This window comes from Micromonospora luteifusca, from assembly GCF_016907275.1.
Taxonomy (GTDB): Bacteria; Actinomycetota; Actinomycetes; order Mycobacteriales; family Micromonosporaceae; genus Micromonospora; species Micromonospora luteifusca.
In genome coordinates, this window is the sequence record NZ_JAFBBP010000001.1 from 2,071,411 (window position 1) to 2,090,330 (window position 18,920).

Consider the following 18,920-nt stretch of genomic DNA (forward strand, 5'->3'; position numbering starts at 1 on the left):
GCCGCACGAATGGCGGTGACGTGCTCAGGCCAGGTCGAGGGCGCGGGCGGCGGCCATCGGGTCGTTGGCGATGGTCAATGGCGCCGGCGCGGTGGAGATCGCCCATTCCGGGTCTTTCAGCCCGTGACCGGTCACCGTGCACACCACCGTCGAACCGGGTGGTACCGCACCCGCTGCGGCCTGCTGAAGCAGACCAGCCACGCTGGCCGCGCTGCCCAACTCGACGAAGACCCCCACCTCGCGGGCGAGCAGCCGGTACGCGGAGAGGATCTCCCGGTCGGTCACCGCGGCGATGAGGCCACCGGAGGTGTCCCGAGCGTCCAACGCCTTGGTCCAGCTCGCCGGGTTGCCGATCCGGATCGCGGTGGCGATGGTCGACGGCTCCGGCACCACCTGCCCGGTCACGATCGGTGCCGCCCCGGCAGCCTGGAAGCCGTACATCTTCGGGGCCCGGGTCGTGGCGCCCGCGGCCTGCTCCTCCGCGTATCCCATCCAGTAGGCGGCGATGTTGCCGGCATTGCCGACCGGCAGGCAGTGGATGTCGGGCGCGTCACCGAGCGCCTCGACGATCTCGAAGGCGGCGGTCTTCTGGCCGTGCAACCGGTCGATGTTGACCGAGTTGACCAACGCGACCGGGTGATCCTGGGCCAGCTTCGCGGCGAGCGCCAGGCAGTCGTCGAAGTTGCCGTTGACCTGGAGCAGCTTCGCGCCGTGCACCAGCGCCTGGGCCAGCTTGCCCAACGCGATCTTGCCTTGCGGCACCAGCACCGCGCAGGTCAACCCGGCCCGAGCCGCGTACGCCGCGGCGGAGGCGCTGGTGTTGCCGGTGGAGGCGCAGATGATGGCCTTGTTGCCCGCCTCGACCGCCTTGGACACCGCGAGGGTCATCCCCCGGTCCTTGAACGAGCCGGTCGGGTTGGCGCCCTCCACCTTGAGGTGCACGTCGCAACCGAGCCGGGCGGACAGCACCGGCGCGGGCAGCAGCGGAGTGTTCCCCTCGTGCAGCGTGATGACCGGCGTGGCCGCGGTGACCGGCAGCCGATCCCGGTACGCCTCGATCAGACCCCGCCACATGTCGTTCTCCTCGCCTCTACCGCCGCGCCGACCCGAGCATCAGACCACCTTGAACCAGCCTGCGGCAGCGGTCGATGGCACACCCCGGCTTACCCACCTGGCGGGACGCGCGAGCCGTCCCACCGATGGTTCAACGACTCACGCGCCGCCCTCGACCCGCAGCACACTGGTCACCGACCGGACAATGTCCAGACCGCGCAGCTCGCCAACGGTCGCGGCGAGCGCGGCGTCCGGTGCCACGTGGGTGACGATGACCAGCTCGGCGTCGCCGTCACGACCGGGCGACCCACCCGCTGAGCCCTGCCGCACGGTCGCGATCGAGACGTCGTGCCGGGCGAACACGCTCGCCACCGAGGCCAGCACACCTGGACGGTCGGCCACGTCGAGGCTGACGTGGTAGCGGGTCAACGCCTCGCCCATCGGCCGGACCGCCAGGTCCGCGTACGCGCTCTCGCTGGCGGCGCGGACCCCGGCGAGCCGGTTGCGCGACACCGCGACCACGTCACCGAGCACGGCGCTGGCGGTCGGCGCACCCCCGGCGCCCCGACCGTAGAACATCAGCTGCCCGGCCGCGTCCGCCTCCACGAAGACCGCGTTGAACGCGTCGCCGACGCTGGCCAGCGGGTGGCTGCGCGGGATCATCGCCGGGTGCACCCGGACGCTGACCGTCTCCCGGCCGGTGGGGTCGACGCCGCGGGCCGCGATGCAGAGCAGCTTGATGGTGCAGCCCATCGCCTGGGCGCTGGCGACATCCGCGGCGGTCACCTCGGTGATGCCCTCACGGTGCACGTCGGCGGCGCCGACCCGGGTGTGGAACGCCAGCGAGGCGAGGATCGCCGCCTTGGCCGCCGCGTCGAAGCCCTCGACGTCGGCGGTCGGGTCGGCCTCCGCGTAACCCAGGGCGGTGGCCTCTTCGAGGGCCTCGGCGAAACCGGCGCCGGTCGCGTCCATCGCGGAGAGGATGAAGTTGGTGGTGCCGTTGACGATGCCGGTGACCCGGTTGATCCGGTCCCCGTGCAGCGACTCGCGCAGCGGGCGCAGCAGCGGGATGGCCCCGGCCACGGACGCCTCGTAGTAGAGGTCGCCGCCGCCCTCGGCCGCCGCCTCGTGCAGGGCCACGCCGTCCTCGGCGAGCAGCGCCTTGTTGGCGGTGACCACGCTCTTGCCGGCGCGCAACGCCTCGACCAGCCAGCCTCGGGCCGGCTCGATGCCGCCGACCACCTCGATCACGACGTCCACGTCGTCGGACTTGATCAGGCCGAGCGCGTCGGTGGTGAACAGGTCCGGATCGACCGGCAGGTCACCCCGGTCGCGGCCGAGCCGACGGACGGCGATGCCGGCGATCTCCAGCGGAGCGCCGATCCGCGCGGCCAGGTCGGCCGACTGCTCGTGCAGCAGTCGAACCACCTCCTGGCCGACCGTGCCACAGCCGAGCAGCGCCAAGCGCACAGGTGACGTCATCCAACATCCAATGCGAGCAGGTCCTCTTCGGTCTCCCGCCGGACGATCAGGCGCGCCTGGCCGTCGCGCACCGCGATCACCGGTGGCCGGGGCACATGGTTGTAGTTGCTGGCCATGCTCCGGCAGTACGCACCGGTGCCGGGCACGGCGACAAGATCTCCGGGCTGCACGTCGGCGGGCAGGAATTCATCCTTCACCACGATGTCCCCGGACTCACAGTGCTTTCCCACCACGCGGGCGAGCAACGGCTGCGCGTCCGAGGCCCGGGAGGCCAGCGTCGCCGAGTAGGAGGCGTCGTAGAGGGCCGTGCGGATGTTGTCGCTCATCCCGCCGTCGACACTGACGTACGTCCGGATGCCGTCGAGGTCCTTGACCGTGCCGACCTCGTAGAGGGTGAACACGGACGGGCCGACGATGGCCCGCCCCGGCTCGATCGACAGGTGCGGCACGGCCAGGTTCTCCGCCGCGCACTCCGAGTCGACGATCTTGCGCAGTCGCTTGGCCAGGTCCTGCGGTGTGGCCGGGTCGTCCTGGGTCGTGTACGCGATGCCGAAGCCGCCGCCCAGGTCCAGCTCGGGCAACTCCACCCCGCGCGCGTCGCGGATCTGCGACTGCAGGGCGAGCACCCGACGGGCCGAGACCTCGAAGCCGCTGGCGTCGAAGATCTGCGAGCCGATGTGCGAGTGCAGACCGCGCAGCTCCAGCACACCCTCGTCGAGGATCTTGAACGCGGCGTTCGCGGCCGCACCACCGGCCAGCGAGAAGCCGAACTTCTGGTCCTCGTGGGCGGTGGCGATGAACTCGTGGGTGTGCGCCTCGACGCCGACGGTGACCCGGACCAGCACGCGGGGCCGAACCCCCCGCTCGCGGGCCAGCGCGGTGAGCCGGTCGATCTCGGTGAACGAGTCGACGATGATCCGTCCCACCCCGGCGTCCAGCGCGCGGCCCAGCTCGGCGACCGACTTGTTGTTGCCGTGGAAGCCGATCCGCTCCGGCGGCATCCCGGCCGAGAGCGCGGTGGCCAGCTCACCTCCGGTGCAGACGTCCAGGTGCAGCCCCTCCTCGGCGATCATCCGGACCACCGCGCGGCAGAGGAACGCCTTGCCCGCGTAGTAGACGTCCTCGGTCGGGAAGGCCGCCCGGAAGTCGCGGCAGCGCGAGCGCAGGTCGGCCTCGTCGAGGACGTACACCGGGGTGCCGAACTCGGCCGCGATGTCGCGGACGCTGAGGCCCGCGACGGCGACCGCGCCGTCCGCGCCGCGCGTCACCGACCGCGGCCACAGCGCCGGCACGAGGGCGTTGACGTCCTGCGGGGTACGCAGCCAGGCCGGCCCCCGGTCGCTGATGTCCGCGTGCAGCGCACCAGCCTCATGAGCCCTCATGTCACATCCTCTCTGGGGCGGAGACGCCGAGCAGGCGCAGACCGTTCGCGATCACCGTGCGGGTGGCGTTGTTGAGCCAGAGCCGGGCGCGGTGCAGGTCGGTGACCTCCTCGTCACCCAACGGCAGAACCCGGCAGTTGTCGTAGAACCGGTGGTAGGAGGCCGCGACGCTCTCCTCCAGGTAGCGGGCCACCCGGTGCGGCTCACGCAGCTCGGCGGCGGTCGCCACCACCGCCGGGAACTCGGCGAGTGCCTTGAGCAGCTCGTTCTCCTTGTCGTGGTCGAGCAGCTCGGGTCGGAACGCGTCGGCGCCACCCGGGACCAGCCCCACCTCGGCGGCGTTGCGGGCGACACCCGCCGTCCGTGCGGCGACGTACTGCACGTAGTAGACCGGATTGTCGCGGGTTGCCCGGGTCCACAGCTCGATGTCGATGTCGATCGGGGAGTCGCTGGAGTAGCGGGCCAACGCGTACCGGGAGGCGTCCACGCCGATCGCCTCGACCAGGTCCTCCAACGTGATCACGGTGCCGGCCCGCTTGCTCATCCGCATCGGGGCACCGTCGCGCAGCAGGTTGACCAGCTGCCCGATGAGGATCTCCAGGTTGCGCTCCGGGTCGTCGCCGAAGCAGGCGGCCATCGCCTTCATCCGGCCGATGTAGCCGTGGTGGTCGGCGCCCAGCATGATCACGACCCGCTCGAAGCCGCGCTCCCGCTTGTCCAGGTAGTAGGCGCAGTCCGCGGCGAAGTACGTCCACTCGCCGTTGGACTTGCGCAGCACCCGGTCCTTGTCGTCACCGAAGTCGGTGGTGCGCAGCCAGGTCGCGCCCTCGGACTCGTAGAGGTGCCCCTGCTGACGCAGCCGGTTCAACGCCAGGTCCAACTCACCCCGGTCGTGCAGGTCCTTCTCGTTGAAGTAGGTGTCGAACTCCACCCCGAAGTCGCGCAGCGAGGAGCGGATCTCGTCGAACATCAGCGCGACGCCCTCGACCCGGAAGACCTCCTGGGCGGCGCCGTCGTCGAGCGAGCGCACCTCCGGCCGGCGGGACTGCACCTCGGCGGCGATCTCGGCGATGTACGCCCCGCCGTAGCCGTCCTCCGGCGCCGGCTCACCCTTGGCGGCGGCGAGCAGCGAACGGGCGAAACGGTCGATCTGCGAACCGGCGTCGTTGAAGTAGTACTCCGTGCCGACCTCGGCACCGGTGGCCCGCAGCAGGCGGCTCAACGCGTCGCCGACGGCCGCCCAGCGAACCCCGCCGATGTGCACGGGGCCGGTCGGGTTGGCCGAGACGAACTCCAGGTTGATCTTCTCGCCGGCGAGGCGGTCGCTGCGGCCGTACTCCGCGCCGGCCTCGACGATCACCCGGGCGAGCTGGCCGGCGGCGGCCGCGTCGAGCCGGATGTTCAGGAAGCCCGGCCCGGCGATTTCCACCGATTTGATGCCGGGTGCCCGACCCAGCTCGTCCGACAGGGCGGCGGCCAACTCCCGGGGCGGCACGCCTACCTTCTTGCTCAACTGCAGGGCGAGCGTGGAGGCGTAGTCGCCGTGCTCGGGGTTGCGCGGTCGCTCCACCACCGTGTGCTCCGGCAAGGCAGCGCGGTCCAGGCCACGCTCGGTGAAGACGGCGTGGGCGGCGGCAAGGACGACCGAGGCGAGTTCTGCAGGAGTCACCCAGCCATGTTATCGGGGGTAGACTCGGGCATTCGGCGGCTACCCTGCGCGTCATCCGGCCCGCCACTCCCCTGACCGACCGACTTGACGAGGCACGATGAGCATCAGCACCCCCGGTGGCCCTGAGCGCCGCCCGACCGTGGTCAGCACCGGCAAGAAGCCGGCCGCGGGCCGGCCGGCGTCCGGCGCCAAGGCCGGTTCCGGCAAGCCGGCAGGCTCCCCGCGGGCAGGTGGCAAGGGCCCGCGCAAGCCGGTCACCCCGGTCAAGGTGAGCCAGGGCCGCGCCTGGGGCCCGATCGCGCTCTTCGTCGCGGTGGGCATGCTCGCCGCCGGCATCATCGGGTACGGGGCGTGGGCCTCGTTCCAGGGCGCGAAGCCGTGGGACAAGCGGGCCAACGCCATCGACGGCATCGCCAACATCCGCAAGTCCGACCCGGACAGCCTGAAGTACGAGTCGCACAAGTCGGGCCCGCTGACCTGGAACTACTCGCCGCCGGTGGGTGGCGTGCACAACGCCGCCTGGCAGAACTGCATGGGCGACGTCTACGACGCCCCGATCGCCAACGAGCACGCGGTGCACAGCCTGGAGCACGGCGCGGTGTGGATCACCTACCGCCCGGACCTGCCGAAGGACCAGGTCGACAAGCTCGCCAGCAAGGTGCGCGGCGTCGAGAAGACGCTGATGAGCCCGTACGAGGGCCTGGACAAGCCGATCTCGCTCCAGGCGTGGGGCTACCAGCTCAAGCTCGACAACGCCGATGACTCGCGGATCGACGAGTTCATCAAGGACCTGCGGGTGAACGCCTCCGTCGAGGGCCCGACGGCGCTGTGCAACACGGGTATCACCGCCACCGGCACCACGCCGCGTGAGCTCCAGCAGCAGCCGCCCACTCAGTAAGGAACGCGATGACTGCCCCCACCACCACCGACAGCGATTACGACGAGGTCCAGGCCGCCCCGGACGAGGGCGGCCGGGCCCCGGCGCGACGCTACGGCGTGCTGGCGCTCGCCATCATGGTGGTGGTGGGCCTGCTCCTCGGTTACGCCAGCGGCCTGCTGACCCCGCGGCTCACCCGACCCGGTGACGCGTCGGTCGAGGCGGGCTTCGCGCGGGACATGACGACCCACCACGCCCAAGCGGTGGAGATGAGTCTGATCGCGTACCGGTCCGCGACGCTTCCCGAGGTGCGGCAGATCGCCGTCGACATCGCCACCGGGCAGCAGGGCGAGATCGGGGCCATGCAGACCTGGCTGCGCGAATGGGAGCTGAGCCCGACCGGGTCGAAGCCGCCGATGTCGTGGATGTCCGACGGTGCCAAGGTCAAGGACGGGCTGATGCCCGGGATGGCCACGCCGCAGCAGATGACCGCCCTGCGCGACGCTCAGGGCATCGAGGTCGACCGGCAGTTCCTGACCTTGATGTACAACCACCACCTGGGCGGCATCCACATGATCGACGCGGCTCTCGACGAGACCGACAACGCCGAGGTGGTGCGGGTGGCACAGGTCATGAAGTCCACCCAGCAGACCGAGCTGAACAATCTCCGGCACCTCCAGGATCAGGCAGCCAAGGGCTGATCGGCCGGACGGGCGTACCGGGCCCGCGTCACCGCCGTACACCGGCGGGACGCGGGCCCGCCTCATGTCACCCAGGCCCACCCAACGACACGGCCGTGCTCCACTCCAGGCCGGCGCGGTGATCGACTCCGGGTCGCCGATGTGGGGGCATCCGCACGCCGGGACACCGCCACATCGGCGAAACGGAGTGGATCACGGGCGTTGAGCGCCGTTTCCAGGGCAGGACGCGTGATCCACTGGGCCTCTGCGAGGACTTCTCGTGCGCTATTGTCCGCTGATGCCCGCTTGCGGGTGATTCGAGCGGTCCAACCGATTACGTTGCTTAGAGAGTTTTCTCCGCACATATCGTGACCAGTTGCGATTCGTGCTCGTTGCGCAAGACGTGGGGGTTGCACTCAGAGACGCACGGCGTTCGGTCACCAGTTGGTGCCGACGCCACACCATCGGCGGTGACGGGGCGGTGGCAGCCGTCCGTCGCGGACAGCGGCAGGGCGAGCCGGGAATGCTCAGCCGCGAACAGGAACTCGAACTGATCGACGCATTGCGGGGCGTCCACCCCGACGAGTTCGGCCTGGACGAGGAGCTGTGGACGCGGCAGAGCCTCACCACGCTCATCCAGCGCAGATTCGATCTGCCGTTGGATGCTGGCGCGGTCGGGGCGTACCTCCGGGCCTGGGGGTTGGGTCCGCGCGAGCCGCGCGAGCGGGCCTGCGGGCTGTGCGTCAGCGCGGTCGAGCGGTGGGTCCGCAGTGAGTACCCGGCGATCACACGGGCCGCCCAGGAGCACCTCGCGGAGGTCTACTGGATCGGCCGGGTCCGGCTGCGCGGCACCATGCCCGCCGCCGATGTGATCTCCGCGGTCTCGTCGCGCGGCCGGGTGCGCTTCATGATCACCACGCCGACGGTGGACCCGCCGCTCCCCCGCGACTTCGTGCTGCGGCTCAGCGGTGAGGAGCAGCGCACCGTGCACCTGATCGTGGACGGCTCCTGGCCGCGCAACGAGTGGCCCCGCCGGCTTCCCCGGCGAATCGTTCTGCACCCGCTACCGAGCTGCGGGCGGGCGGTCGCGGCCTGAGCACCGGGTGGGCCGGTTGTCGACACGATCGGCTCGCCCGATACCGATTCGGCGTACGGGGGGCGGGTTTGCTAGTCTTCTCCAGTCGCTGAGCCCCCGTAGCTCAGGGGATAGAGCACCGCCCTCCGGAGGCGGGGGCGCAGGTTCGAATCCTGCCGGGGGCACACTTGCTAGGAAAGATCCGACCAGCACGAAAAGGCCCCTGACCAGGAAAATTCCGGTCGGGGGCCTTAATCGTGCGTCCGGCCGTCTGGGCCATAGCCGAACAGCTCGACATGAGCGAGAGGCCGCCTGGCGCAGCACCAGCGGGACTGCCAGGTCGAGCAGTGCTCGTGCCGGTCGGCGCCGTGGTCGGGGCCGCAGCCGTTGACGAGCCCGCCTACGATGACGGTGGTCGATATATTGGCCGTCGGGCCCAGCTTTCAGGTCGGATGCCGCAGGGCCACCCTGGCGCGTCCCTCCGCTGTTTCGAAGGAGAAGCCTTGAGCAGCAGAATCCCCCGATCCCTCACTGTCGCCGCAGCGGCGCTCGCACTCGTCGCCGCAGGCGCGATCGCCGCCCCGTCACCCGCCTCGGCCCACTGGAGTTGTGGACGAGCGGCTCCGCCGGATATCGACACCACCGGTGGCCATCACACCGAAGTCGTCGTCAACCTGCGCGTCGGGTCCAGCCTCCGCTGTCTCGACGTCGGTGACGTGTCCCCCTCCGAGTCACTCGACTACCACTGCTACGCGCTGGACATCAACGGGCTCGACACGTGGACCTACGTGGTCAGCGTGCAGACGAAGGCCGGAGGCTGGATTCGCGACGATGGGCTGAACGACAACGGCTCCCGAAAGTGGTGTCCCAACCAGACCCAGGTCTGAGGCTGACGGCGACAAGCTCCGACTGATAACGGGACAACAGCGCGGGCCCGTCGGGCACCGACTCGATCGTCGGTGCCCGGCGGCCGATGCGCCTGCGGTGTCCGGCCCACGGTGCAACTACCCCGCGAAGGTCTGGCCCCGCACGAGATCAAGAATGTCGCCATGCTGTTTCTCGTGTTGCTCCTCGCCGCACTCGCCGGGGCCGCCACCGCGACGGTCCTCACCGTCCGCGGCATCAGAGCGGCGTTCCGGAGAGGCGAACGCGACCGGCCGGGTTGGCTGCGGACGGTAGCGCTCCTCGCCGGTGCCGGCACCGTCGCCATGTACGCGTGGGGTCTGCTCCACCTCGGCTACGCGGTGCTGCGGGCGGAGGACGGCGGAGCCGGCTCCTTCCCGATCGAACCCTGCCGAGAGGCCGGGCCGCAGCGGGCAAGCCAGGTCGACGGGTACGAGGTCAGCTACCTACCGATCCGCTTCGAGTGCCGCGTCAGCGGCGGTGGCACGTATGTCACCTCATCCGTGCCCGGGTACGTCAACCCGAGCGCGACCGCCCTCGGGCTGCTCACCGCCACGTGCGGCATCCTCGCCACCACGACGACACAGCGCGAGCCGTCGCCGCCGGTCGCCTAGACGTTCGACCGGCGGCGACGGTCGGTCAGGTGCCGACGTACGCCGCCAAATGCTCGCCGGTGAGAGTGGAGCGGGCGGCGACGAGGTCGGCGGGTGTGCCCTCGAAGACGATCCGACCACCGTCGTGGCCGGCGCCGGGGCCGAGGTCGATGATCCAGTCGGCGTGCGCCATGACCGCCTGGTGATGCTCGATGACGATCACCGACTTGCCGGCGTCCACGAGGCGGTCGAGCAGGCCGAGCAGCTGCTCGACGTCGGCCAGGTGCAGGCCGGTGGTCGGCTCGTCGAGGACGTAGGTGCCGCCCTTCTCGGCCATGTGGGTGGCCAGCTTGAGTCGCTGCCGCTCCCCTCCCGACAGGGTCGTGAGCGGTTGACCCAGGCTGAGGTAGCCGAGCCCGACGTCGGCGAGCCGGTCGAGGATGGCGTGTGCGGCCGGCGTACGCGCCTCGCCCGCGCCGAAGAACTTCTCGGCCTCCGTCACCGACATCGCGAGCACCTCGCTGATGTCGCGACCGCCGAAACGGTATTCCAGCACCGACGCCTGGAACCGCTTCCCCTCGCAGTCCTCGCAGGGTGCGGCGACACCGGCCATCATCCCCAGGTCGGTATAGATGACACCGGCGCCGTTGCAGCTCGGGCAGGCGCCCTCGGAGTTGGCGCTGAACAGCGCCGGCTTCACACCGTTGGCCTTCGCGAACGCCTTGCGGATCGGGTCGAGCAACCCGGTGTACGTGGCCGGGTTGCTCCGCCGCGAGCCACGGATCGCGCCCTGGTCGATCGAGACCACACCCGCGCCCGCGGGGATCGAGGAGCGCACGAGCGAACTCTTGCCGGAGCCCGCGACACCGGTCACGACGACGAGCACCCCGAGCGGTACGTCGACGTCGACGTCGTGCAGGTTGTTGGCCGTCGCGCCACGGATCTCCAGTTTGCCGGTGGGCGTACGCACCGTCTCCTTGAGAGCCGCCCGGTCGTCGAGGTGTCGACCGGTGATGGTGCCGCTGGCCCGCAGGCCCTCCAGGGTGCCCTCGTAGCAGACGGCACCGCCCTCCGTACCGGCTCCGGGCCCGAGATCGACGACGTGGTCGGCGATGGCGATGGCCTCCGGCTTGTGCTCCACGACCAGCACGGTGTTGCCCTTGTCGCGTAGCTGCAGCAGCAGCTCGTTCATCCGTTGGATGTCGTGCGGGTGCAGCCCGATCGTCGGCTCGTCGAAGACGTAGGTGACGTCGGTGAGCGAGGAGCCGAGGTGGCGGATCATCTTGGTGCGCTGCGCCTCGCCGCCCGAGAGGGTGCCCGACGGCCGGTCGAGCGAGAGGTAGCCCAACCCGATCTTCTCGAACGAGTCGAGGAGGTGTTGCAACCCCGCCAGCAGCGGGGTCACCGAGGGCTCCTCGATTTCCCGTACCCAGCCGGCGAGGTCGCTGATCTGCATCGCGCAGGCGTCGGCGATGTTCTTCCCCTTGATCTTCGACGACCGCGCTTCCTTGCTGAGCCGGGTGCCGTCGCAGTCGGGGCAGGTCGTGAAGGTCACCGCCCGCTCCACGAAGGCACGGATGTGCGGCTGCAGCGCGTCGATGTCCTTGGCGAGGAAGGACTTCTGGATCGACGGGATCAGGCCCGCGTACGTCAGGTTGATCCCGTCGACCTTGATCTTGGTTGGTTCCCGGTGGAGCAGATCGTCCAGCTCACGCTTGGTGTACTTGCTGATCGGCTTGTCCGGGTCGAAGTAGCCGCAGCCACGGAAGATCCGGCCGTACCAGCCCTCCATGCTGTAACCCGGGATCGTGATCGCGCCCTCGTTGAGCGACAGGCTGTCGTCGTAAAGCGCCGACAGGTCGATGTCGGTGACCGCGCCCATGCCCTCGCAACGCGGACACATACCGCCGAGACGGGTGAAGGTCGCCTTCTCGGTCTTCGTCCTGCCGGCACCACGCTCGACGGTGATCGCGCCGGTGGCCTTCACCGAGGGGACATTGAAGGAGTACGCGTTGGGCGAGCCGATGTGCGGCTGCCCGAGCCGGCTGAACAGGATGCGCAGCATCGCGTTGGCGTCGGTGGCCGTGCCGACGGTGGATCGCGAGTTCGCGCCCATCCGCTCCTGGTCCACGATGATCGCCGTCGTCAGACCATCCAGCAGGTCGACCTCGGGCCGCGCCAGCGTCGGCATGAAGCCCTGCACGAAGGCGCTGTAGGTCTCGTTGATCATCCGCTGCGACTCGGCGGCGATGGTGCCGAACACCAAGGAACTCTTGCCGGAGCCGGAGACGCCCGTGAACACCGTCAGCCGGCGCTTCGGGATCTCGACGCTGACGTCCTTGAGGTTGTTCACGCGCGCGCCCTGGACCCGGATCAGATCGTGGCTGTCGGCAACGTGCGGCGCGGACGGCTGGGTGGCCGTGCTCATCGTGTCTCCATCTGTCGTGCCAGGTGGTCAGCGCACTTCCTGGATGCGGACCATATTGCCCGCCGGGTCCCGGAAGGCACAGTCGCGTACGCCGTACGGCTGCTCGGTCGGCTCCTGGACGACCTCGGCGTCGCTGGCCTCCAGCTTGGCGAAGGTGGCGTCGAGGTCGGCGGTGGCCAGGTTGACGCCGAAGTAGCTGCCCTTGGCCACCAGTTCGAGGATGGTCTGGCGCTCGTCGTCGGTGATGCCGGGAGAGGCGGCCGGCGGGTGCAGGACGATCGACGTCGTGGGCTGGCCTGCGGGCCCGACCGTGATCCAGCGCATCCCGCCGTAGCCGACGTCGTTGCGAACCTCGAAACCGAGGGTGTCGCGGTAGAAGGCCAGGGAGGCATCGGGGTCGGTGTGCGGAAGGAAACTCGAGTGAATGGTGATGTCCATGGCCGTCACGCTAGTTGCGACTCCGTGACCTGCGCTTCTCGATTCCTGATCGGTCGGGTCACCTGCTTGGCCAGGCAGGACGGCATCCCCGCCGTGGCCTGCGCTGCCTGGCGGCGGTAGACGCTGGGCGGCACGCCGACCAGCTCGGTGAAGCGGGTGCTGAAGGTGCCCAACGACGAACAACCGACCGCGAAACAGACCTCGGTGACGCTCAGGTCGCCACGACGCAACAACGCCATCGCCCGCTCGATCCGGCGCGTCATGAGGTAGCTGTACGGAGATTCGCCATAGGCGAGCCGGAACTCGCGGCTGAGGTGCCCGGACGACATGTGCGCGCCCCGGGCGAGCGCCTCGACGTCCAGCGGTTGCGCGTACTCCCGGTCGATCCGGTCGCGGACCCGGCGCAGCCGCGCGAGGTCGCTGAGTCGCTGGGTCGCGTCGGGTTTGCTGGTCACCTGGAAAATCGTGCCACAACCCTCCGTCAATCGGCCTGCCGCCGGGCGCGGGCCCGGCGCTTCCCCTCGTGCATGGCCTGCACCCGGGCCACCGGGATGGTCCGACCCTCGGCCACCAGGTCGGCGGGGAGCGGCTGCGGCGCCGGCATCAGCGCGGCCCACGGATCACCGTCACCGAGCAGCGCCGGCGCGGTCCGGATGGTGAAGTCGGCGGGAGCCACCTCGGTCAGGTCGGCCCAGTCGACCGGAAAGGAGACCGGCGTCCCGGGTCGCAGCCGAGGGCTGTACGCGGCCGCCACGGTCGCCCCGCCGGCCCGGGTCGCGTCCACGAAGACCCGGCCACCCCGGTCCTCCTTGATGTACGCCGTGGTGGCCAGCGCCGGGTCGAGCCGCTCGGCGCGGACGGCGAGCGCCCGGGTGGCGGCGGCCAACTCCTCCGCCGTGGGATCGTCGGCCACCGGGACGAAGACGTGCACGCCCTTGGCGCCGCTGGTCTTGACCGCGCCGGCCAGGCCGGCATCGGCGAGTGCCTGACGGACCAGCAGGGCGGCGGCGACGGCCGCCCGGAAGCCGTCGCCCTCCGGTGGGTCCAGGTCGAGCACCAGATGGGTCGGGCGGTGCGGCTCCGCCGCGGTGGCCAGTGTCGGGTGGTACTCCACCGCCCGCTGGTTGGCGAACCAGAGCAGGGTGCGCCGGTCGTCGCAGAGGGCGTACGAGATTTCCCGGTGCGACGCCTCCGCCCAGACCGGCACCCGGCGGACCCAGTCCGGGGTGTAGCGGGGCAGGTTCTTCTGCATGAACGGCGGCTGGCCGGGGCGGACCCGGATCACCGACAGCGGCCGGCCCCGCAACTGCGGGAGGATCCGCTCACTGACCGCGTCGAGGTAGTCCACCAGGTCACGTTTGGTCGCGTCGTCGCGGTCGGACAGCGGCTGGTCCAGGTTGGTCAGGGCCACGCCGTCCCGGGTTTCGTCAGCCGCACTCATCCGACCACCCTCCCGGCCCCGGTGTCGTCGGTCAACCTGACGTGCCGATCGGTCCCGGCGGACCGGGCGCGAGGCAGCGTGCTCAGCGCCACCAGCAACGCGGCGACCACCAGGGCAGCGGCCACGGTGAACGCCGTCCCGTAGCCACCGGCCAGCGCGGCCGTCTCGGCCCAGCCGCCAGCCCGCAAGCCCGCACTGCGGGCGGCGGCCAGGGTGGCCAGCACGGCCAGGCCGACCGCACCACCGATCTGCTGGGTGGTGTTGGCCAGGCCGGAGGCGAGCCCGGCGTCCGCGTCGGTCGCGCCGGCCATGGCCAGGGTGGTGACGGCCGGCAGGGTCAGACCGCCGGCCACCCCGAAGACCAACATCGCGGGGAGTACGTCGGCGACGTAGGTGCCGTCGGCGGGCAGCCGGGCGATCAGCAGGAACCCGATGACTGCGAGGCCGAGCCCGGCCAGCAGCACGGTTCGGGCCCCCCATTGGGTGATCAGCCGACCGGCCAGGCCGAGCGAGACGACCGCGATCACGACCGGGGTGGGCAGAAAGGCCCAGCCGGTCGCCGCCGCGTCCAACCCGAGTACAAGTTGCAGCTCCACGGCGAGCAGGAACTGGAAACCGAAGTACGCGGAGACCATGAGGAGCTGCACGGCGTTCGCCGCCACCAGACCCGGGACGCGCAGCACTCGCGCCGGCAGCAGCGGGGTCGCCGCGACCCGTTGGCGTAGCGCGAACCCGCCGAGCAGCAGCGCCGCGAGGGCCATCGCGCCGAGGGTCCGGGGGCTGGTCCAACCGTGCTCGCCCGTTCCGACGATGCCGAGCACGGCGGCCATCAGCCCGGCGGTGGCGAGCAACGCGCCGGGCAGGTCCAGGCCGGCCCGCAGGCCGAGCCCCTGTTCGGTGGGGAGCCTGCGAACGGCCGCGAGCAGGATGGCCGCCCCGATCGGCAGGTTGACGAGGAAGATCGCCCGCCAGCCGGCCACCTCGGTGAGCACCCCGCCGGCGACGGTGCCGACCGACGCACCGGCCGCTCCGGTGAAGCTGAAGACGGCGATGGCGCGGGCACGCTCGGCCGGTTCGGGATAGAGCCGGACGATCATGCCGAGGCTGACCGCCATGGCCAGTGCCCCGCCGACGCCCTGGGCAAACCGCGCGCCCACCAGCAGGGCCGGCCCGGTGGCGACCGCGCAGGCCAGCGAGGCCAGAGTGAACAGCGTGACGCCAGCCAGGAAGACCCCCCGCCGGCCGAGCAGGTCGCCGAGTCGGCCGGCGAGCAGCAGCAGCCCGCCGAACGCGACCAGGTAGGCGTTGACCACCCACGCCAGGCCAGCGGCGGTGAAGCCCAGATCGCGTTGCACGGCGGGCAGCGCCACCGCCACGACGGTGCCGTCCAGGATGATCATCAGGCTGCCGGCACAGAGCACCAGCAGCGCCGGCCAGCGGGACGGAACGACGCGGTCCATGAAACCCCTCCTTGGTGCACGCTTTGTTACCGAGGTCATCGTCTGTGACCATGAAGCGGAGCGGAAGGAGGCACTTTGATGTCCCAGAGGAACAGCGATGTGCCCGCGCTGGTCGAAACCGAGCTGGCCTGCGCGGCCGAGAACGTGCCGTTCACCCCGGGTCAGGCTCGGGCGTGCACCGTCCGCGAGGTGCTCGACCGGGTCGGCGGCAAGTGGAGCATCGGCGTCCTGGTGGCCGCCTCCCACGGGCCGGTGCGCTTCACCGAGTTGGAGCGGCACATCGAGGGGATCAGCCGCCGAATGCTCACGTTGACGCTGCGCAACCTGGAACGGGACGGCCTGTTGCACCGCACGGTCTACCCGACCGTGCCGCCCAAGGTCGAGTACACCGCCACCCCCATGGCGCTGGAGCTGTACGAGTCACTGGTGGCGCTGACCACCTGGGCCGAACGCCACCGCCAGGCCATCGCCGAGGCGCGGACCAGGTACGACGCCGAGCACACCGGCTAGACCCGCCCCGGGTGTGGTGAACGCCACCGCTTCGGTCTGACCGATCGGTCAGGGTCTGACCGATCGGTCAGGCATGCTGGTCTGCGGGGGTGGACCGATGATGGCGAGAGCGGTGTCCGAAACGCACGGCGAGATCCTCGCCGCGGCGGCGCGACGATTCGCGGTGACCGGCTACCGGGGCACCTCCCTGCAGGACATCGCCCGCGAGGTCGGTTGCTCCAAGGCCACCGTGCTCTACCACTTCGCCAACAAGGAAGCCCTGCTCGCCGAGCTGATGGCACCGGCCATCGCCGTGCTGCAGGACCTCGACGACCAACTCACCGACCTGACCGGGGCGGCCGCCCAGGACGTCGCCGCAACCGGCTTCGTCGACCTCGCGGTCCGGTTCCGGCGGGAGATCGCGGTGCTGCGCGGCGAGTTCCCGGAGCTGCTGTGCCAGCCACCCTTCGCGCACATCCAGCAGATCTCCGAGCGGCTGCGGGACGCGTTGGCCGGGCACTCCGACCGGCCGGGAGCCCGGATCGCCGCGCTGGTGCTGCTCGCCGGCATCTCCGAGGCGTGCGCCGAGTTCGTCGACATCCCCGACGACGAGTTGCGCCCCGCCCTGCTCACCCTCGTCCGACGGGCCGTCGAACCCGTCGACGCACCCCTGCCCCAACCACCCACGACCGAGGACAAGGACTCCTGATGGCCACCCTGCTCTACCGGCTCGGCCGGGGCGCGTTGCGCCGGCGCCGGCTCGTCGTCGCGCTCTGGCTCGTCGTACTCGTCGTCGCCGGCCTGGCCGCGGCGACCCTGCGCGGCCCGACGGCGAGCAACTTCACCATGCCCGGCACCGAGAGCCAGCGCGCGCTCGACCTGCTGGCCGAGCAGTTCCCCGCGGCCAGCGGTGCCACCGGCACCATCACGGTCAAGGCACCGGCGGACGGCCAACTGGCCACCCCGCAGGGCCAAGCCGTGGTGCAGGAGCTCGTCCAGCAGGCCTCGACACTGCCCGGCGTGGTCGGCGCGGTCAATCCGTTCCAGGTCGGCGCAGTCACGCCCAACGGCCGGTACGCGCTGGTCCAGGTCCAGTTCGCGACTGGCGGGGACGACGTGACCGACGCGCAGCGCACCGCGTACGAGCAGGTTGGCGCCTCGGCCAAGGCACAGGGTTGGCAGGTCGCCCCGGGTGGCGAGGTGCTGGGCGGCGAACCGGAGATCGGCTCCACCGAGGCCCTCGGCGTACTCGTCGCCGCGATCGTCCTGATCATCACGTTCGGTTCACTCGTCGCCGCCGGAATGACCATGCTCAACGCGCTGATCGGCGTGGGCGCCGGGATGGCCGGGTTGTTCGCGCTGAGCGGCGCCGTCCAGCTCACCAGCACCGCCCCGATCCTGGCGCTGATGCTCGGCCTCGCGGTCGGCATCGACTACTCGCTGTTCATCACCTCCCGGCACCGGCAGAACCTGCTCGACGGACTGTCCCCGGAGGAGGCGGTCGGCCGGGCCGTGGGCACCGCCGGCTCCGCGGTGGTCTTCGCGGGCGCCACCGTGGTCATCGCACTGGCCGGGCTTGCCGTGGTGGACATTCCGTTCCTCACCGTGATGGGTCTCGCCGCCGCCGGCACCGTCACCGTCGCGGTACTCGTCGCGATCACCCTCCAGCCGGCACTGCTCGGCTTCGCCGGTCGCCGGGTACTCCCCCGCCGGCTGCGCGCGGTCGCCACCGACGACACGGTTGCCGCAGCCGGCCACCACACGAACGCCACCGACCGGCCCGTCGCCGAGACCGCCACGACCGAGGACCAGTCCCGTTTCGGGTTCCGCTGGGCGCGGCTGGTCACCCGGTTCCGCGTACCGGTAATCCTGGTCGGCCTGCTCGGCCTGGGCCTGCTCGCGCTGCCCACGCCGGACATGCGGCTGGCCCTGCCGGGCGCCGCGACGGCCGCCGTCGGCTCACCCGCCCGGGTGGCGAACGACCTGACCACCGAGGGTTTCGGAGCGGGCTTCACCGGCCGGCTCGCGGTGGTGGTCGCCGGTGACTCGCCACAGGCCACCTCGGCCGCCGTACCGCAGGTCACCGCGCTGCTGCAACGCACCGAGAACGTCCTCGCGGTGGCACCGGCCCAGCTCAGCCCGGACGGCCGGACCGCGCTGCTCGGCGTGATCCCGAAGACCGGCCCGACCGACGAGGCCACCGAAACCCTGGTCCACGACATCCGCGGCTCGATGGGTGGGATCCGCGACGCGGACGTACTGCTCACCGGTGTCACCGCCATCGGCATCGACGTCTCCGAGAAGCTCTCCGACGCGCTACCGATCTACCTGCTGCTGGTGGTCGGGCTGTCGGTGCTGCTGCTGATGCTGGTGTTCCGCTCGCTGCTGGTGCCGGTCAAGGCCGCGCTGGGCTTCCTGCTCACCGTCGCCGCCACGTTCGGCATCACGGTGGCGGTCTTCCAGCAGGGGCACCTCGCCGACCTGGTCGGTCTGGACACGCCCGGCCCGCTGATCAGCTTCCTGCCGATCCTGCTGATCGGCATCCTGTTCGGGCTCGCGATGGACTACGAGGTGTTCCTGGTGTCCCGGATGCGGGAGGATTTCGTACACGGCAAGTCCGCCCGGCAGGCCACCATCAGCGGCATGGGACACGGCGCGCGGGTGGTCACGGCAGCCGCGCTGATCATGATCTCGGTCTTCGGGGGCTTCGTCTTCCTGGAGGACCCGGTGATCAAGTCGATGGGCTTCGCGCTCGCCATCGGCGTCGCCATCGACGCGTTCGTGGTCCGGATGACCATCGTCCCGGCGGTGATGTCACTGCTCGGCGACCGCGCCTGGTGGCTGCCGAGCTGGCTCAACCGCGCTCTCCCGAACGTCGACATCGAAGGCGAAGGCCTCCGCACCCACCTGGAAGACCGCACCCCGACCCACGTCTGACCCACTCGACAGT

General features: G+C 70.7%; 17 protein-coding genes and 1 tRNA gene. 9 read left to right on the top strand and 9 right to left on the bottom strand.

Features of this window, described 5'->3' with window-relative positions; all coding sequences use genetic code 11:
* Positions 1 to 24: 24 nt before the first annotated feature.
* From thrC to argS, 4 genes are all read right to left on the bottom strand, one after another.
* A complete protein-coding gene (gene thrC, locus JOD64_RS08950) occupies positions 25 to 1,074 on the bottom strand; it encodes a threonine synthase (RefSeq protein WP_204941813.1) in 1,050 nt (349 codons plus the stop codon).
* A 138-nt stretch (positions 1,075 to 1,212) separates the two neighbouring features.
* Positions 1,213 to 2,523: a homoserine dehydrogenase gene (locus JOD64_RS08955; protein WP_204945980.1), complete on the bottom strand. Its 1,311-nt coding sequence runs from the start codon at positions 2,521 to 2,523 to the stop codon at positions 1,213 to 1,215.
* An 8-nt stretch (positions 2,524 to 2,531) separates the two neighbouring features.
* The gene (gene lysA / locus JOD64_RS08960; RefSeq protein ID WP_204941814.1) at positions 2,532 to 3,917 is read right to left on the bottom strand and encodes a diaminopimelate decarboxylase; all 1,386 of its coding nucleotides are present in this window, start codon (positions 3,915 to 3,917) and stop codon (positions 2,532 to 2,534) included.
* 1 nt (position 3,918) lies between these two features.
* Positions 3,919 to 5,586, bottom strand: coding sequence for an arginine--tRNA ligase (gene argS, locus JOD64_RS08965; protein WP_204941815.1), 1,668 nt, complete (start codon positions 5,584 to 5,586; stop codon positions 3,919 to 3,921).
* 97 nt (positions 5,587 to 5,683) lie between these two features.
* On the opposite strand from argS, the gene JOD64_RS08970 reads away from it, so the two are divergent.
* The 6 genes from JOD64_RS08970 to JOD64_RS08995 all read left to right on the top strand — a co-directional run bounded on the left by JOD64_RS08970 (position 5,684) and on the right by JOD64_RS08995 (position 9,735).
* Positions 5,684 to 6,484 carry a thioredoxin-like domain-containing protein gene (locus JOD64_RS08970; RefSeq protein WP_204941816.1) on the top strand — a complete coding sequence of 267 codons (801 nt, stop codon included), beginning with the start codon at positions 5,684 to 5,686 and terminating at the stop codon, positions 6,482 to 6,484.
* 8 nt (positions 6,485 to 6,492) lie between these two features.
* Positions 6,493 to 7,164 carry a DUF305 domain-containing protein gene (locus JOD64_RS08975; protein WP_204941817.1) on the top strand — a complete coding sequence of 224 codons (672 nt, stop codon included), beginning with the start codon at positions 6,493 to 6,495 and terminating at the stop codon, positions 7,162 to 7,164.
* 382 nt (positions 7,165 to 7,546) lie between these two features.
* Positions 7,547 to 8,239, top strand: a complete 693-nt coding sequence (locus JOD64_RS08980; RefSeq protein ID WP_204945981.1) for a winged helix-turn-helix domain-containing protein — start codon at positions 7,547 to 7,549, stop codon at positions 8,237 to 8,239.
* 92 nt (positions 8,240 to 8,331) lie between these two features.
* Positions 8,332 to 8,403 (top strand) — tRNA-Arg (locus JOD64_RS08985).
* 318 nt (positions 8,404 to 8,721) lie between these two features.
* A complete protein-coding gene (locus tag JOD64_RS08990) occupies positions 8,722 to 9,105 on the top strand; it encodes a hypothetical protein (protein WP_204941818.1) in 384 nt (127 codons plus the stop codon).
* A gap of 162 nt (positions 9,106 to 9,267) precedes the next feature.
* Positions 9,268 to 9,735 carry a hypothetical protein gene (locus JOD64_RS08995; RefSeq protein ID WP_204941819.1) on the top strand — a complete coding sequence of 156 codons (468 nt, stop codon included), beginning with the start codon at positions 9,268 to 9,270 and terminating at the stop codon, positions 9,733 to 9,735.
* A gap of 25 nt (positions 9,736 to 9,760) precedes the next feature.
* On the opposite strand, the gene JOD64_RS09000 is transcribed toward JOD64_RS08995, so the two are convergent.
* From JOD64_RS09000 to JOD64_RS09020, 5 genes are read right to left on the bottom strand one after another with little or no spacing between them, the layout of a single operon-like run.
* A complete protein-coding gene (locus tag JOD64_RS09000; RefSeq protein ID WP_204941820.1) occupies positions 9,761 to 12,142 on the bottom strand; it encodes an ATP-binding cassette domain-containing protein in 2,382 nt (793 codons plus the stop codon).
* A gap of 27 nt (positions 12,143 to 12,169) precedes the next feature.
* Positions 12,170 to 12,580 (bottom strand): VOC family protein, encoded by a 411-nt coding sequence (locus tag JOD64_RS09005; protein ID WP_204941821.1) that lies wholly within the window; start codon positions 12,578 to 12,580, stop codon positions 12,170 to 12,172.
* A 5-nt stretch (positions 12,581 to 12,585) separates the two neighbouring features.
* Entirely contained in the window at positions 12,586 to 13,035 is a 450-nt protein-coding gene (locus tag JOD64_RS09010) for a helix-turn-helix transcriptional regulator (protein ID WP_204941822.1), read from the bottom strand.
* A 26-nt stretch (positions 13,036 to 13,061) separates the two neighbouring features.
* A complete protein-coding gene (locus JOD64_RS09015) occupies positions 13,062 to 14,021 on the bottom strand; it encodes a DNA polymerase domain-containing protein (RefSeq protein ID WP_204941823.1) in 960 nt (319 codons plus the stop codon).
* The gene (locus JOD64_RS09020) at positions 14,018 to 15,481 is read right to left on the bottom strand and encodes an MFS transporter (RefSeq protein WP_204941824.1); all 1,464 of its coding nucleotides are present in this window, start codon (positions 15,479 to 15,481) and stop codon (positions 14,018 to 14,020) included. The genes JOD64_RS09015 and JOD64_RS09020 overlap by 4 nt, the downstream gene beginning before the upstream one ends.
* A 75-nt stretch (positions 15,482 to 15,556) precedes the next feature.
* Between JOD64_RS09020 and JOD64_RS09025 the strand changes: the two genes are divergently transcribed.
* The 3 genes from JOD64_RS09025 to JOD64_RS09035 all read left to right on the top strand — a co-directional run bounded on the left by JOD64_RS09025 (position 15,557) and on the right by JOD64_RS09035 (position 18,907).
* Positions 15,557 to 15,991, top strand: coding sequence for a winged helix-turn-helix transcriptional regulator (locus JOD64_RS09025; RefSeq protein ID WP_239559463.1), 435 nt, complete (start codon positions 15,557 to 15,559; stop codon positions 15,989 to 15,991).
* A 100-nt stretch (positions 15,992 to 16,091) separates the two neighbouring features.
* Entirely contained in the window at positions 16,092 to 16,679 is a 588-nt protein-coding gene (locus JOD64_RS09030; RefSeq protein WP_204945983.1) for a TetR/AcrR family transcriptional regulator, read from the top strand.
* A complete protein-coding gene (locus JOD64_RS09035) occupies positions 16,679 to 18,907 on the top strand; it encodes an MMPL family transporter (RefSeq protein ID WP_204941825.1) in 2,229 nt (742 codons plus the stop codon). Before JOD64_RS09030 ends, JOD64_RS09035 begins: the two co-directional genes overlap by 1 nt.
* Positions 18,908 to 18,920: the final 13 nt, after the last annotated feature.